Origin of the sequence: Streptomyces sp. BB1-1-1, from assembly GCF_031597775.1 — a bacterium.
GTDB lineage: Bacteria > Actinomycetota > Actinomycetes > Streptomycetales > Streptomycetaceae > Streptomyces > Streptomyces thinghirensis.
In genome coordinates this window covers 7,066,758-7,081,113 of the sequence record NZ_CP134203.1, presented here as the reverse complement: position 1 = coordinate 7,081,113, position 14,356 = coordinate 7,066,758, and the positions used below count along the sequence as shown (strand labels likewise).

At 73.8% G+C, this 14,356-nt stretch carries 13 protein-coding genes; 6 read left to right on the top strand and 7 right to left on the bottom strand.

Going from position 1 to position 14,356, the window contains the following annotated elements; translation table 11 throughout:
• Positions 1-134: 134 nt before the first annotated feature.
• The 5 genes from RI578_RS32470 to RI578_RS32450 form a co-directional block, all read right to left on the bottom strand.
• The gene (locus RI578_RS32470; protein ID WP_310874375.1) at positions 135-983 is read right to left on the bottom strand and encodes an SGNH/GDSL hydrolase family protein; all 849 of its coding nucleotides are present in this window, start codon (positions 981-983) and stop codon (positions 135-137) included.
• The gene (locus RI578_RS32465; RefSeq protein ID WP_310874374.1) at positions 980-2,140 is read right to left on the bottom strand and encodes a glycosyltransferase; all 1,161 of its coding nucleotides are present in this window, start codon (positions 2,138-2,140) and stop codon (positions 980-982) included. Before RI578_RS32465 ends, RI578_RS32470 begins: the two co-directional genes overlap by 4 nt.
• Positions 2,137-3,264 (bottom strand): glycosyltransferase family 1 protein, encoded by a 1,128-nt coding sequence (locus RI578_RS32460; RefSeq protein WP_310874373.1) that lies wholly within the window; start codon positions 3,262-3,264, stop codon positions 2,137-2,139. The genes RI578_RS32465 and RI578_RS32460 overlap by 4 nt, the downstream gene beginning before the upstream one ends.
• A 576-nt stretch (positions 3,265-3,840) precedes the next feature.
• Positions 3,841-5,259: a HEAT repeat domain-containing protein gene (locus RI578_RS32455; protein ID WP_310874372.1), complete on the bottom strand. Its 1,419-nt coding sequence runs from the start codon at positions 5,257-5,259 to the stop codon at positions 3,841-3,843.
• Positions 5,260-5,593: 334 nt separating this feature from the next.
• Positions 5,594-5,986 carry an ankyrin repeat domain-containing protein gene (locus RI578_RS32450; RefSeq protein ID WP_310874371.1) on the bottom strand — a complete coding sequence of 131 codons (393 nt, stop codon included), beginning with the start codon at positions 5,984-5,986 and terminating at the stop codon, positions 5,594-5,596.
• Positions 5,987-6,285: 299 nt separating this feature from the next.
• Between RI578_RS32450 and RI578_RS32445 the strand changes: the two genes are divergently transcribed.
• Together RI578_RS32445 and RI578_RS32440 are read left to right on the top strand one after the other, a co-directional pair.
• Complete coding sequence (locus tag RI578_RS32445) at positions 6,286-6,480, top strand: hypothetical protein (protein WP_003977410.1); 195 nt, start codon at positions 6,286-6,288, stop codon at positions 6,478-6,480.
• Positions 6,481-6,532: 52 nt separating this feature from the next.
• A complete protein-coding gene (locus RI578_RS32440) occupies positions 6,533-8,305 on the top strand; it encodes a hypothetical protein (protein ID WP_310874370.1) in 1,773 nt (590 codons plus the stop codon).
• Between the two features lie 177 nt (positions 8,306-8,482).
• Here RI578_RS32440 and RI578_RS32435 read toward each other — a convergent pair whose 3' ends face one another.
• Positions 8,483-9,982: a PLP-dependent aminotransferase family protein gene (locus RI578_RS32435; RefSeq protein ID WP_310874369.1), complete on the bottom strand. Its 1,500-nt coding sequence runs from the start codon at positions 9,980-9,982 to the stop codon at positions 8,483-8,485.
• 101 nt (positions 9,983-10,083) lie between these two features.
• Between RI578_RS32435 and RI578_RS32430 the strand changes: the two genes are divergently transcribed.
• The 4 genes from RI578_RS32430 to RI578_RS32415 all read left to right on the top strand — a co-directional run bounded on the left by RI578_RS32430 (position 10,084) and on the right by RI578_RS32415 (position 13,615).
• Positions 10,084-10,749: a hypothetical protein gene (locus RI578_RS32430; RefSeq protein WP_310874368.1), complete on the top strand. Its 666-nt coding sequence runs from the start codon at positions 10,084-10,086 to the stop codon at positions 10,747-10,749.
• Positions 10,746-11,522 (top strand): glycerophosphodiester phosphodiesterase, encoded by a 777-nt coding sequence (locus RI578_RS32425; protein ID WP_310874367.1) that lies wholly within the window; start codon positions 10,746-10,748, stop codon positions 11,520-11,522. Before RI578_RS32430 ends, RI578_RS32425 begins: the two co-directional genes overlap by 4 nt.
• A gap of 75 nt (positions 11,523-11,597) precedes the next feature.
• Entirely contained in the window at positions 11,598-12,962 is a 1,365-nt protein-coding gene (locus tag RI578_RS32420) for an MFS transporter (RefSeq protein WP_310874366.1), read from the top strand.
• A 278-nt stretch (positions 12,963-13,240) separates the two neighbouring features.
• Positions 13,241-13,615 carry an RNA polymerase-binding protein RbpA gene (locus tag RI578_RS32415; RefSeq protein ID WP_003977404.1) on the top strand — a complete coding sequence of 125 codons (375 nt, stop codon included), beginning with the start codon at positions 13,241-13,243 and terminating at the stop codon, positions 13,613-13,615.
• 129 nt (positions 13,616-13,744) lie between these two features.
• Here RI578_RS32415 and fxsA read toward each other — a convergent pair whose 3' ends face one another.
• On the bottom strand, positions 13,745-14,317 hold the full coding sequence (fxsA, locus tag RI578_RS32410) for an FxsA family membrane protein (RefSeq protein WP_310874365.1): 573 nt from the start codon (positions 14,315-14,317) through the stop codon (positions 13,745-13,747).
• Positions 14,318-14,356: the final 39 nt, after the last annotated feature.

Below are 14,356 nucleotides of genomic sequence, written 5' to 3'. Positions count from 1 at the left end.
TGGTCCGCGTTCCGGGCCGCTTCCGTGGTCCGCGTTCCGGGCCACTTCTGTGGTCCGCGCTCCGGGGCCCGCTGTGGTCCGCGCTCCGTCCGCGGCGCCGCGGACGGTACCGGCAGGCGCCGGGGCGCCGCCGGTCACGCCGCCTCCGGCCGCTCCGTCGTCGACAGCGCCGCGAGCGCGGCGGAGACCGCGGCGGACGTGCGCAGGTCGAGCCGGGCGCTCGTCCCGCGCGCGTGGTGGCGCAGGTCATCGGCGGCCAGCGTCAGCAGTTGGGGCAGCAGGTCCGTACAGCGCCGGGCCACCCAGCCGGTGCCGGCCGTGGCCAGCCACCACAGGCTCGCCGACCTGGTGGGAGCGGGGAACTCGTTCTCGGGCGAGGGCGCGGGCCCGGTGGCGTGACCGCGCTCGGCGAGCAGGGCGTGGAAGCGCAGGGCCAGCTGCCGGTGGCCCCGCTCGCCGGGGTGCAGCCGGTCCGCGCTCCACATCGCGCGGTCCGTGGTCCAGTCGCCCTCGCTCGCGTGCAGGTGAACGGCCCCGTACCGGTCGGACAGGGCGTGCACGACGGCGTTGACCGCCCGTTGCCGCCGGGCCAGCGGGCGGGCCAGCGCTCCCGGCAGCCCGAGCATCGCCCCTGGGTCCGGCAGGCACGCCGTGAGCAGCAGCGCGCCCTGTCCGGTGAAGGCGGCGTACACCGTGTCGAGCCGGGCGGCGACGGCTCCGAGGTCGAAGGAGCAGCGCAGGGTGTCGTTGACGCCGACGACGACGGACGCGACGTCGGGGCGCAGGGCGAGGCCCGCGGGCAGTTGCCGCTCGGCGACGTCCCGGGCCTGCGCCCCGCTGAGGGCGAGGTTGGTGAACTCCGCGGGCTCCTCGCCGAGCCCGGCGGCGAGCAGCGCGGCCCAGCCGCGCCACCCGTCGCGCACCGGGTCCCCCACGCCCTCGGTCAGCGAGTCCCCGAGGGCCACGAACCGGACGCGTCTCATGACACGGCCTCCGGCAGCACGGGAAGCGCGGGGGCCGTCGCGTCGTGCGCGGCCAGGAACGCCCCGACCGCCGCGTCCCAGCCGAAACACTCCGCACGCGCGCGTGCCGTCTCCCGCCGGTCCGCCTCCCGGCGTCCGAGGAGCAGCTCCACGGCGTCCGCGAAGGCCTCCCCGCGGTCGGCGGCGACGGCGCCGGCGGAGCCGATCACCTCCGGCAGCGCCGAGGACGCGCTGGCCACCACGGGCGTGCCGCACGCCATCGCCTCCAGCGCGGCGAGTCCGAAGGTCTCGGCCGGTCCGGGAGCCAGGCACACGTCGGCGGACGCCTGGAGCGCGCCGAGCAGCCCGCGGTCGGCGACGTGGCCGAGGAAGGTCACCGGCAACCCGCGCTCCCGCGCCCGCTGTTCGAGCCGCGGGCGCAACGGCCCGTCCCCGGCGACCACGAGCACCGCCCGCTCGCCGCGCCGAAGCAGCGCCGCCAGCGCGTCGAGCGCCGTGCCCGGCCGCTTCTCCACGGACAGCCGGGAGCACATCACCAGCAGCGTCTCGTCCACGCGCGCGTGCCGGGCGCGCAGCCCGGGATCGCGCAGCGCCGGGTGCCGCCCGGCCAGGTCGACGCCCAGCGGAGCCCGTACGACGTTGCGGGCCCCGATGCGGACGAACTCCCGCTCGGCGAACTCCGTGGTGCACACCACGCGCGCGTAGGTGTGCGCCGTGCGGATGTTCAGGGCGTCAGCCGTGCGCCGGGCCGCCTCTTCGGGCAGGCCCCAGGTGCGCAGCACACCGTCGGTGGTCTCGTGGGAGACCATCACGGCGGGGACCCTGGCCCGCCGTGCCCACTTGCCGGTCCAGCGCAGCGTGGTCCGGTCGGAGACCTCCAGCCGGTCGGGTGCCAGTTCCTCCAGCAGCGCGGCCACACGCCGCCTGCCGGTCAGGACGCGGTAGCCGCCGGTGCCCGGCAGCAGCGGTCCCGGGAGGGTGATCACCCGGCCCTGTTCGGTCTCCCGGTCGTCGGCGTGCTCGCCGGGGACGACGAGGACGGGGTCGTGTCCGGCCGCGCGGAAGCCCTTGCCCAGCTCGCGCAGCGCGGTGCGCAGGCCGCCGGACGCGGGCGCGACGAAGTTGGCGAGCCGGACGATCCGCAGTGCGCCGCTCATGCCGCCAACACCGCCTTCCGCGTGGCGAGTACGTCCGTGTAGTGGCCGATCAGCCGGTCGCCGACGGCCGCCCAGGTACGCCCCTCGACGGCAGCCCGCCCGGCCGCCCCGTACACGGTCCGCAGCGCGGGGTCGGCGGCGAGCGACCACACCGCGTCCCGCACGGCTGCCGCGTCGCGCGGCGGCACGAGCAGTCCGGTGCGCCCATGGGCGACGAGGTCCAGCGGCCCGCCCGCGGCGGGCGCGACGACGGGCACGCCGCTCGCCATGGCCTCCTGCACGGTCTGGCAGAACGTCTCGAAGGGACCGGTGTGCGCGAAGACGTCCAGCGAGGCGAAGAGCCGGGCGAGGTCGTCGCCGGTACGGCGGCCGAGGAAGAGCGCGCCCGGCAGCGCCTGCTCCAGGCCGGGCCGGCTGGGCCCGTCGCCGACGACCACGACGCGCACGCCGTCCAGGCCGCAGACACCGGCCAGCAGCTCCACCTGCTTCTCGGGGGCGAGCCGGCCGACGTAGCCGACGATCAACTCACCGTTGGGGGCCAGTTCGCGGCGGAGCGCCTCGTCGCGCCGGTCCGGCCGGAAGCGGACGGTGTCCACCCCGCGTGGCCAGAGCGAGACCCGGGGCACACCGTGCGCCCGGAGGTCGCGCAGTGCCGCGCCGGACGGGGCGAGGGTGAGGTCGGCGGCGGAGTGCACGGAGCGGATGCGCCGCCAGGCGGCCGCCTCGCCCGCCCCCATGTACGTACGGGCGTATCCGGCGAGGTCGGTCTGGTAGACGGCCACGGCCGGGACACCGAGCCGGGCGGCTGCGGCCATGCCCCGGACGCCGAGGACGAAGGGGCTGGCCAGATGGACGAGGTCGGCGCGGTGCTCGGCGATCGCGGCGGCCACGCGCCGGCTGGGGAGGGCGACGCGGACCTGGGGGTAGCCGGGGAGCGGGAGGGAGGGGATCCGGACGAGGGGGCACGCGGCGGAGGTGTCCGCCTCGGTGCCCGGAGCGGTGGCCGGGGCGACGACGACGCAGTCGTGGCCGCGGTCGACGAGGTGCCGGGCGGTCTGGAGCGCGCAGTGGGCGACGCCGTTCACATCGGGGGGAAAGGATTCGGTCACGATGACGACACGCATACCGGTGTTGTCGCCGGACTGGACGTGCTCGCGTCAACGTCGATCTTTCCGGCCGAGGAACGTCCCATGAGCGTTGCCCTGCTCACCCGGGCAGGCCAGCCCGCGGCCACACCCGACGTACCCGCGGGCCATCCGTCGTTCACACGGAGGGGCTGCCGCCTGGCGGCACGCGGGGTGACGCCCGGTGGCACGTGGGGTGGCGCCCGGTGGCACGCGGGCTGCGACCCGGTGGCATGCGGGGTCGATCCCCGCCGGAACATGGGGCTGCCGCCCGACGGCATGCGGGGCCGATGCCCGCCGAAACGTGGGGCTGCCGCCCGACGGCACGCGGGGGGGGACACCCGGCGGCACGCGGGGCCGCAGCCCGCCAGAACATGGGGCTGCCGCCCGGCGGCACGCGGGGGCGATACCCGCCGAAACGTGGGGCTGCCGCCCGACGGCACGCGGGGCGACGCGCGACGGCACGCGGGGGCGACTCCCGACGGGCCGCGTCAGTGCGGAAGGACGGCCGCAGGCCAGGCCCGCGCAGGCCGATCCGTCCGCTCACGCCGAGCCGCCTCGGGCCGGCGCGCCCGCTCACACGGCCGGCGCGTCCGGTCCGAAGCGGCTGCGTACGGCCGTCTGGACCTCGTCCTCCTCGGCCGGATCGGCGGCGAGCCTGCGCAGCCGTTCGACGACGCGGTTGTCGCCGGTCTCGGCGTGGCGGGCGGCGATTTCGCGGGTGGTCTCCTCGCAGTCCCACAGGCACTCGATGGCGAACCCGGCGGCGAAGGACGGGTCGGTGGCGGCCAGCGCTCGGGCGGCCCGACCGCGCAGGTGGGAAGAGGCGGTCTCGCGGTAGATGTGGCGCAGCACGGGCGCGGCGCAGGCGATGCCGAGCCGTCCGGTGCCGTCGACGAGGGTCCACAGGGTCGGCGCGTCGGGGCCTTCGCCGCGTACCGCCTCACGCAGTGCGGCGAGGACGAGGTCGCGGTCCTGGGCTCCGCCCCGGCAGGCGAGTACCCGCCCGGCGGCGGCGCCCAGGGCGTCGGGTCGGTGCACCCAGCGGCGCGCCAGGTCGACGGCGGCGAGGCTGCGCATGCGCTCGAAGGCGGCGACGGCGGCCTCCACGACCGGCGTCGAGCCGTTGGTCACGGCACCCTCGATCAGGTCGAGGGCGTCCGGATCGTTGCCGTCGGCGAGATAGCGCAGGGCGGTGCAGCGGGCGCCCTCGTCGCCGGACCGCGCGGCCTCGACGATCTCGGGCCGGTCCTCGGGACCGGCGACGGCCGTGAGACACCGGGCGGCCGGCACATGGAGCGCGGCGCCGCGCTCGACGCCCTGCTGGGCCCACTCGAAGACGGCCCGCACGCTCCAGCCCGGACGCGGTCCGGTGGGGCTCATCTGCCGCTGCCATCGGTCGAAACAGCCGGTCTCGTGGGCGGCACGCACACGCGTGGCGATCGACTCGCGCGGATCGTCGGCCCACAGCCGCCAGGGCCGGGGTTCGAAGGCGTCCCGCACGGCGACGGCCAGCTCGGCGTCGCCCTCGGCATCGTGCGGGAAGCGGGCCAGCACGGGCGCGGCGAGCGAGCGCAGACCGGCGTCGTCGTCGCGCAGCGCCAGTTCGTCCAGGGCCCACGCCCAGTTGACGCCGTGGGCGGCGTACCTGCGCAACAGCTGGAGCGCGTCGAGCCTGCCGTAGGAGGCCAGGTGCCCGAGGACCGCGAGGGCCAGCCCGGTGCGTGACTCGTCGGCCTCGAGGATGTCCTCGGGATCGAAGAGGTGGGCCTCGATCGCGTCCAGCTCGCCGTTGAGGTCGAGGTAGAGGCGGGCGTAGTAGAGGGAGCGGTTCTCGACCTGCCAGTCGTGGCGGGGGTCGTGCAGCACGCAGTGGTTCAGTGCCGCGAGCGCTTCGGCGCGCGGAGCGGTGAGCGCATGCAGCGTGCCGTCGCCGCGACCCCGCTGAAGCAGGCCGAGCAGCGTACCGCTGGGCGCTATGACCGGATCGAACATGGGAAACAGCCTCACATCAAGCGTCGACGCAACCGGGGAGCACGCGTTACCTGGCCGTGCGCCAACACGTCGGAGCGCCCGCCGTCTCTTGCTTGCTGAAGACCATGTTCCTCTGCCTCTCGTCGGTGGCCCTTGCGGGCCGTGTCACGGCCCGCGCGGTGCGGCAACATCTGCCCAGCCATCACGTCCGTGAACCACGTCGTCATGATGACCCGGCGGTCACATCTGCCGCGACCGAAATTTCGGCGGCCCGGTACCGCCTCCCCCGTTATTCGTATTTTCCCTGGTCAGAAAGAGTGGAGCAGACCCGGAGCAGTACCGGATCGGCTTCCGGTCACTGAGCGCCGAACAGCTCCAGCAGCTCTGTCCGGGCGAACATGCGCGCCGTGTCGACGGCCGACGGAGTGCCCGCGGACGGATCCGCGCCGGCCTCCAGAAGCGCCCTGGTCACTTCCGTCTCACCCTTGAAGGCGGCACCGGCGAGCGGGGTCTGACCCCGGTCGTTGACGCGGTCGGCCTCGGCGCCACGGCCCAGCAGCGCGCGCACCGCGTCGGCGTGGCCGTGATAAGCGGCGAGCATGACGAGGGAGTCGCCGCGGTCGTTGGTGAGATTGGCGGGAACGCCGGCGTCCACATAGGCCACCAGTTCCTCGGTCCGGCCCTGCCGGGCCAGATCGAAGATCTTCGTCGCCAGCTCCACGACCTCCGGGTCGGGGGCTTCACTCATCGGCCGGACCACCTCTCACTGCGCATGCCGGGGACTGAGCGCACGGCCGCGAGCGGTGCGGCCGTGCGAGTGAATCGCCAGGGTACTGGCTCGCGCCGCACATGAGCCGAAGTGCCCGAGGTAAAGATCAGCACGGACCCGGCAGGGCGCAACAGCCCTGCTCAACCGGCCCAAGGACTACTCCGCCACCTGGGGCAATTTCGGAAAATTTCCCCCATTTGCACCTTTTATCGTATGGATACATGCTGTGAGCCTGGAAGTACTCATGGTGACTGTCCCCGCGAACCAGGAGAACTCACATGATCCTCTCGATCTCAGGCGTGGTCCTGCTCGGCATCGTCGTCTTCATCTTCTTCCGCAAGGACGGCCTCAAGGCCTCGCACGCGCTGGTCGCGGTCCTGTTCGGGTTCTACCTGGCGAGTACGGCCATCGCCCCGAGCATCAAGGCAGGCGGCGAGAGCCTGGCGGGCCTCCTCGGCGGAATCAAGTTCTGACGCCCCTCTCCCCCGCCCGACATCCGCACGTACGCACTTCCAGGAGGCAGCAGTGGCCCGGCGGCCCCTCCCCCGCATTCTGAGCAACGGCGGCGCACAGCTCGCCCGGAGCCGGGAGCTGGCCCGGACGGCGGCCGACAGCGCCACCGACGTCCTCCAGCCGCTGATCACGATCGCCCGCGGTCTGCGCCGCCTGGCCGCGGCCGCGCGGCGCAGATGGACCGAGACCCCCAAGGACCGGCGCGGCGCGCTGCTGTTCCTGGTGGCCTCGGTGGTCCTGGTCGTGGCACTGGTCCCGTACGGCCCGCTACTGGCCGTCATCGCCCTGATGGCGGCGGCGGCCTGGCAGGGCAGGGACCGCACCCCGTCGGAGCCGGACGGCCCCGACGACTCCCAGACCAAGCGCCTCCAGTCGCTCTACGAGGCGCTCGTCCCGTACTTCTCCCTCGCCGAGGACCCCGATCCCCTGTACTCCCACGGGGGCGCGTGGGAGAAGGCGTTCCCCGCGTTCGAGTTCGACGACACCGGCCGCTTCGCCCACCTGGTGATCCGCTACCCCGCGTACTTCACCGACGGCGAGGCCGAGGCCCGCGCCCGGATCGAGCACCTGCTCACCGCCAAGTCCGGGCGGGGCCGGGAGTACCGCTTCACGTGGGACGAGGAGGCCAACCACCTCTCCGTCGACGTACTCGCGGCGCTGCCCACCGACATCGCAGCCCAGCGCTTCGTGACGGCGCCCGGCGAGACCGTCCTCGGCTTCACCGACCCGACCGGGGTCCAGCGCACCCTCCCGCTCACCCACGGCGAGGAGCGGCGCGACGTGCCCCCGGTCGTCTGGCGCACCGGCATCCGCTCGACCGAGCCCCACCTGCTGGTCCTGGGGCAGCCCGGTACCGGCACGTCCACCCTGCTGCGCTCGGTCGCGCTGCAGGCCCTGCACCACGGCGACCTGCTGATCGTCGACGGCGGCGGCACCGGCGAGTACGCCTGCCTGGTCGGCCGGGACGGCGTCCTGGCCGTCGAGTGCGGCCTCACCGGAGCGCTGACGAGCCTGGAGTGGGCCGCCTCCGAGACGGAACGCCGGCTGATCTCCCTCAACCGGGCCCGTCAGGAGGGCCGCCCCGCACCCGACGACACCAAGCGGCCGCTGTGGGTCTTCATGGACCGGCCGAGCGCGTTCCCGCACCTGGCCGCCGCGGACGGCCGCAAGGACCCGCAGTCCCTGCTCCAGGTCCCCCTGCGGCACGGCCGCGCCGCGAACGTGACGGTGGTCGTCGCCGACCAGCTGGACTCCCTGGACAGCCTCAGCGACGCCGTACGGCAGCACACGCGCGCGCGTGTCGTCCTCGGCCCGGCTACGCCGGACGAGCTGGCGACGGTGCTCGGCGCTCCCCCGCACACCACGCCCGTGGACCAGGTTCCGCCCGGCCGGGGATACGCCCGCCTGGGCACCGGACCGGTACACCGCCTCCAGGTCCCGGCCACGCCGGACCCCTACGACGACGCGACGAGCGATGCCCACCGGCAGGCGGTGCTCGACCTGCTGCCCCCGCGCACGACCCCGGCGGACGGTGAGCAGGTGCCCGTGGACGAGGACGCGGCCGAGAAGAAGATCTCCATCGAGAAGAAGACCGTCACGGGGAAGGCCGTCACGGACGAACCCGAACCCGAGAGGCCGGGGAGGCCGGAGGCCGACGCCGAGCCGGCGTCGGTCGCCGAGCCGACGCCCGTCGCGGTGGAGGCGGCGGCCCAGGAGGTCACCGCGGTCGAGCCGGCCACGCCGGAGCCGGTTCCCGCCAAGGCGGTGGCGGCCGAGACCTCCTGACGGACGCCGGGGCCGACCACGGCTCCGGCGCGCGTCCCCTGCCCACCGGCGCCGAGACGGCCCGGGCCCGCCACGATCCGGCGCCCGGGCCGCCTTCCGTGTCCGAAGCCGCTCGCCACCGAGACGTCGAGCTTCAGGACGCCGCCCTTGGGGATCGGAAGGGCCGCCCCCCTACGTCTACGCCACGAACGTCCGCGGCGCCTCACCGCCCCCGACGCCTCCGTTCTCCACCAGCCGGGCAGCCGCGGCCAGTCGCACCGCCGCCTCCTCGGCCACCGCGCCGCCGACGGTGAACGGCAGTCGGACGTAGCCCTCGAAGGCCCCGTCGACCCCGAAGCGCGGGCCGGACGGGACCCGGACGCCCACGCGCTCCCCCGCCTCGGCGAGCCGAGAGCCCGAGAGGCCCCCGGTCCGCACCCACAGCGTCAGCCCGCCCCGCGGCACCTCGAACTCCCAGTCGGGCAGTTCCCGGCGCACCGCGGCCACCAGCTCGTCCCGGTTCCGGCGGGCCTGCTCGCGCCGCACCTGGACGGCCTGCTCCCAGCCGCCGGTGCTGAACAGCCAGTGCACGGCCAGCTGCTCCAGTACCGGCGTGCCCAGGTCGGCGTACGCGCGCGCGGCGACCAGGCTGCGGATCACGTCGGGCGCGGCGCGGACCCAGCCGATGCGCATTCCGGCCCAGAAGGCCTTGCTCGCGGAGCCGACGGTGACGACCGTGGAACCGGCCGGGTCGAAGGCGCACACGGGGCGCGGCATCTCGACCCCGTCGTCCAGCCACAGCTCGCTCATCGTCTCGTCGGCCACGAGCACCGTCCCCGCCGACCGGGCGGCCTCCACCAGCCGCCGCCGCTGGTCGTCGTCGGCGAGCGCGCCGGTGGGGTTGTGGAAGTCGGCGACGACGTAGGCGATGCGGGGCGCGGCCTCGCGCAGCACCTGGCGCCAGCGGTCCACGTCCCAGCCGGTGAGCCCCTCGGCCATCGCGACCGGGACCAGCCGGGCCCCGGCCTCGCGCATCAGCTGGAGGATGTTGGCGTACGAGGGCGACTCCACGGCGATGCGCTCGCCGCGCCCCCCGAAGAGGTGGCAGATGGCGTCGATGGCGCCCATCGCCCCCGTGGTCACCATGATCTGTTCGGGCATGGTCGGGATCCCGCGCGCGGTGTAGCGCTCGGCGATCATCGCGCGCAGCGCGGGCAGCCCGGCCGGATAGTCGCCATGGGTGTGCGCGTAGGGGGGAAGCTCCTCCAGGGCGCCCTGCACGGCCCGGGTGAGCCAGGGCTCGGGCGCGGGGAGCGCCGCGCAGCCCAGGTCGATCAGCGAGCCGAGGGCCTCGGGCGGCAGCGGCTCCAGGCCGCGCGCCGGCAAGGGGTTCCCGGCCGGTACGGCGGTCCAGCTGCCCGCGCCGCGCCGGGACTCCAGGAAGCCCTCGGCGCGCAGCGCCTCGTAGGCGGCGGCGACGGTGGTGCGGCTGACGGTCAGGGCCATGGCCAGCTCTCGTTCGGCGGGCAGCCGGGCGGCGACCGGGACGCGCCCTTCGAGGACCAGCAGCCGGATGCCGTCGGCGAGCGCGCGGTAGGCGGGCGGGCGGCGGGTGCCGGGCCCGGCCGGGCGGTCCTGCTGGGAGCCGAGCAGCCGGGCGAGCTGCCCCGCCCCCACGGCCGAGGTCCACTGCGCCATGGAAATCAGTCCACCTTCCCCGAATTGGCCATGGTTGGCTCACCTTCTCAAGCCACAGGGTGTCATGCAGCAGGCCACTACCACCACACAGGGGGCACCTCTTGTCCAGGCAGCGATCCGGGCAGCGGCATCTCGCACGGCGACTGACCCAGCTCTACGGCGGTCTCGTGCTGTACGGCGCGAGTTCGGCACTCCTGGTCAGGTCGGGCCTCGGCCTGGAACCCTGGAACGTGCTGCACCAGGGCCTCGCGTGGCGCACCGGCCTGTCCATGGGCGTGGTGCTGACCCTCCTGGGCGCGGCGGTGCTGCTGCTGTGGATCCCGCTGCGCCAGCGACCGGGCCTCGGCACGGTCTCCAACGTGCTGGTGATCGGCGCCGCGATGGACGCCACGCTGGCCGTCGTGCCCGTCGCCCACGGCTGGACGCCGCGCGTCGCCATGATGGTGGCGGGGATCGTCCTGAACGGCGCGGCGACCGGGCTGTACATCGCCGCTCGGTTCGGCCCCGGCCCACGGGACGGCCTGATGACCGGGCTGAACCAGCGCACGGGACTCTCGGTGCGCCTGGTGCGCACGGCCGTCGAGATCACCGTCGTGGTGACGGGTTTCGCCCTCGGCGGCACGGTCGGTGCCGGCACCCTGCTGTACGCCGTGACGATCGGCCCGCTCGCCCAGGTGTTCCTGCGCGTGTTCGCCGTCCCGTCGGCATCCGACGGCAGCACGGTGGTTGCCACCGGTCAACCCCGGCGCGCGATACTGCGTCGGTGACCACCCCGATACGCCACCCCCGCCACCCCTACCTGGACCACCCCGGCCCGATCGCGTTCGCCCACCGGGGCGGTGCGGCGGACGGTCTGGAGAACACGCTGCGGCAGTTCCGGCGCGCGGTCGAGGCGGGTTACCGGTACATCGAGACCGACGTCCACGCCACGCGGGACGGGAAGCTCGTCGCCTTCCACGACGCGACGCTGGACCGGGTGACGGACGGGGCCGGCCGGATCGCCGACCTCTCGTGGGAGAAGGTGCGCCGCGCGCGCGTGGCGGGCGAGGAACCGGTGCCGCTCTTCGAGGAGCTGCTGGAGACCTTCCCTGAGGTGCGCTGGAACATCGACGTGAAGGCGGAGCCCGCGCTGCTGCCGCTCCTGGAGCTGATCGAGCGGACGAACACCTGGGACCGCGTCTGCGTCGGCTCGTTCTCCGAGGCACGGGTGGTCCGCGCCCAGCGCCTGGCCGGCCCCCGCCTGGCCACCTCGTACGGCACCCGGGGCGTCCTCAACCTGCGGCTGCGCTCCTGGGGCGTGCCGGCCGCGCTGCGCCGCTCGGCGGTGGCCGCACAGGTGCCCGAGGTCCAGTCGGGCATCCAGGTGGTCGACCACCGCTTCGTGCACGCCGCCCACGCGCGCGGGCTGCAGGTGCACGTCTGGACGGTCAACGACCCCGACCGCATGCACCGGCTCCTGGACCTGGGAGTGGATGGCATCATGACCGATCACATCGACACACTGCGCAAGGTCATGGAGGACCGCGGCGTCTGGGTCTGAGACGGTCCGGGACCGTCCGAGGTCCGCGGCCGAACCCTCGGGACGTCGCGCGTTCACGGGGAAGCGAGGGCACGGGTGGGCACCGACACCCTGCGGACGGACGCGGCCGACGGGGCCGCCGACCGGCGGCGCGAGCAGCGCGGCTGGTACTTCTACGACTGGGCGTGCTCCGTCTACTCGACGAGCGTGCTCACCGTGTTCCTGGGCCCCTATCTGACGTCGGTCGCCGAGTCGGCGGCCGGCGCGGACGGATACGTCCATCCGCTCGGCATACCCGTGCGGGCCGGTTCGTTCTTCGCGTACTCGGTGTCGCTGTCGGTGATCGTGGCGGTGCTCGTGATGCCCCTGGTGGGCGCCGCCGCCGACCGCTCGGGCCGCAAGAAGCCGCTGCTGGCCGCCGCCGCGTACACCGGGGCCGCGGCAACGACCTGCATGTTCTTCCTCGACGGCGACCGCTATCTGCTGGGCGGACTGCTCCTGGTCGTCGCCAACGCCGCGCAGTCCGTGGCGATGATGCTCTACAACTCCTACCTGCCCCAGATCGCCCCGCCCGAGGAACGCGACGCGGTCTCCTCGCGCGGCTGGGCGTTCGGCTACGCGGCCGGGGCGCTGGTCCTGGTCGCGAACCTGATCCTCTACACGGCCCACGACTCCTTCGGGCTGAGCGAGAGCGCGGCGGTCCGCGTCTGCCTGGCGTCGGCCGGCCTGTGGTGGGGCGCCTTCGCGCTCATCCCGCTGAGGCGGCTGCGCGACCGCCGCACACCCGCGCGGGGGCACGAGAGCGCGCGGAAGGCCACCCTGCCCGGGTTCCGGCAGCTCGCGGCGACCGTCCGCGACATGCGGCGCCACCCGCTGACCCTGGCCTTCCTGCTGGCGTACCTCGTCTACAACGACGGCATCCAGACGGTGATCTCCCAGGCCTCGGTCTACGGCTCCGAGGAACTGGGTCTCGGACAGTCCACGCTCATCGTGGCCGTCCTGCTGGTCCAGCTGCTGGCGGTGGCGGGCGCGCTGGCGCTGGGCAGGCTGGCCCGGACGTACGGGGCGAAGCGCACGATCCTCGGGTCGCTGGTCGCGTGGACGGTCACGCTCGCGGCCGGGTACTTCCTGCCGGCCGGGGAGCCGGTGTGGTTCTTCGTGCTGGCCGCCGGGATCGGACTCGTCCTGGGCGGCAGCCAGGCGCTGTCCCGCTCCCTGTTCTCCCATCTGGTCCCGCCCGGCAAGGAGGCCGAGTACTTCTCGGCGTACGAGCTGAGCGACCGCGGGATGAGCTGGCTCGGGCCGCTGCTGTTCGGGCTCACCTACCAGCTGACCGGAAGCTACCGGGACGCGATCATCTCGCTGGTGGCGTTCTTCGTCCTCGGTTTCCTGCTGCTCGCGCGGGTCCCGGTGCGGCGGGCGATCGGCGACGCGGGCAACCCCGTACCCGAAAGGATTTAGCACTCGGCGCGAAAGGGCTGTAGTGTACGCGTTTGGCCTGCCAGGCGTACCGTTACTGCGCGTCAAAGGTGCCGAAACGCTATGCCACATCTGCTAGCAGAGGTGACAAACCGGACGTCGGCGGGTACTGCACTGGTTGCAAGGCTGCGACTGCGACGGCGACGCAGACGCCCGGAACGGGAGTCGGGACGGGAATCTTTACCGCCGCCCGGACGTTGACCGGATGACGACGACAGCGACACCTGTCCTGTGGGCGACAAGCCCGGGAGGCACGATTCATGAGTGAGCGAGCTCTTCGCGGCACGCGCCTCGTGGTGACCAGCTACGAGACGGACCGCGGCATCGACCTGGCCCCGCGCCAGGCCGTGGAGTACGCATGCGAGAAGGGGCATCGATTCGAGATGCCCTTCTCGGTCGAGGCGGAGATCCCGCCGGAGTGGGAGTGCAAGGTCTGCGGGGCCCAGGCACTCCTTGTGGACGGCGACGGCCCGGAGGAAAAGAAGGCCAAGCCCGCGCGTACGCACTGGGACATGCTGATGGAGCGACGCACCCGCGAGGAACTCGAAGAGGTCCTCGAGGAGCGGCTGGCAGTTCTGCGCTCCGGCGCGATGAACATCGCGGTGCACCCGCGAGACAGCCGCAAGAGTGCGTAGCGGGAAACCGTAAGCAGCAAACCGAACACCGCGGGTGCCGTACGTGAGCTTCACGTACGGCACCCGCGGTTTTGGTGTGTCCCCCTTGTCCGGGGCCGGGCCCTGTCCGGTGCCGGGCCTGCTGACCGCTCAGTGCGTCAGCGGAGGACGCGGGCCCTGCGGTGCGTCGTCGGGGTCGTCCCGTATGACCTCGCCCTGCACGACCTTGCCGTCCGGCTGGTGCATGCGGGCCTGACGGAAGGCGTCGCCCAGGGTGCCCGGGCCGGCCTCCCGGAGCTTGCGCTCCACCGTCCGCTCCGCGTAGCGGCTCACGGCTTTCTGGACCGGGGGCAGCAGCATGAGCAGGCCCAGCGCGTCCGAGATCAGGCCGGGGAGGATCAGGAGCAGTCCGCCCAGCATCATCAGGCCGTTGCCCTCGCTGTTCGGGCGGGCCTCGGGCATGACGCCGGCCTGCTGCTGTTGCAGCGTCTCCGTGAGGTTGCGGAAGGCCCGGCGGCCCGCACTCTTGATCACCACGGATCCGAGGACGATGCCGGCCACCAGCAGCAGGAAGACCACGAAACCGCTGGAGGCGCCCGCGACCACGGTCAGCAGCCAGATCTCCAGCACGAGCCACGCGGCGATGCCCAGCGGCAGGAACGTGCGCAGCCTGGAGCGCGGCGGCCGGGCGGGGGAACTGGGGGTCTGAGCGCCAGTCGTCATACCCCCAGTGTGCCTGGCCCCGGCTCAGCGCGGCATAAG

Bases quoted from the DNA above. Each gene is read 5' to 3' on its own strand.
- RI578_RS32445 (WP_003977410.1), top strand. From the start codon at position 6,286: ATGATCCTCTCGATCTCAGGCGTGGTCCTGCTCGGCATCGTCGTCTTC.
- fxsA (WP_310874365.1), bottom strand. From the start codon at position 14,317: ATGACGACTGGCGCTCAGACCCCCAGTTCCCCCGCCCGGCCGCCGCGC.
- RI578_RS32465 (WP_310874374.1), bottom strand. From the start codon at position 2,140: ATGAGCGGCGCACTGCGGATCGTCCGGCTCGCCAACTTCGTCGCGCCC.
- RI578_RS32455 (WP_310874372.1), bottom strand. From the start codon at position 5,259: ATGTTCGATCCGGTCATAGCGCCCAGCGGTACGCTGCTCGGCCTGCTT.
- RI578_RS32450 (WP_310874371.1), bottom strand. From the start codon at position 5,986: ATGAGTGAAGCCCCCGACCCGGAGGTCGTGGAGCTGGCGACGAAGATC.
- RI578_RS32460 (WP_310874373.1), bottom strand. From the start codon at position 3,264: ATGCGTGTCGTCATCGTGACCGAATCCTTTCCCCCCGATGTGAACGGC.
- RI578_RS32435 (WP_310874369.1), bottom strand. From the start codon at position 9,982: ATGGCGCAGTGGACCTCGGCCGTGGGGGCGGGGCAGCTCGCCCGGCTG.
- RI578_RS32415 (WP_003977404.1), top strand. From the start codon at position 13,241: ATGAGTGAGCGAGCTCTTCGCGGCACGCGCCTCGTGGTGACCAGCTAC.
- RI578_RS32470 (WP_310874375.1), bottom strand. From the start codon at position 983: ATGAGACGCGTCCGGTTCGTGGCCCTCGGGGACTCGCTGACCGAGGGC.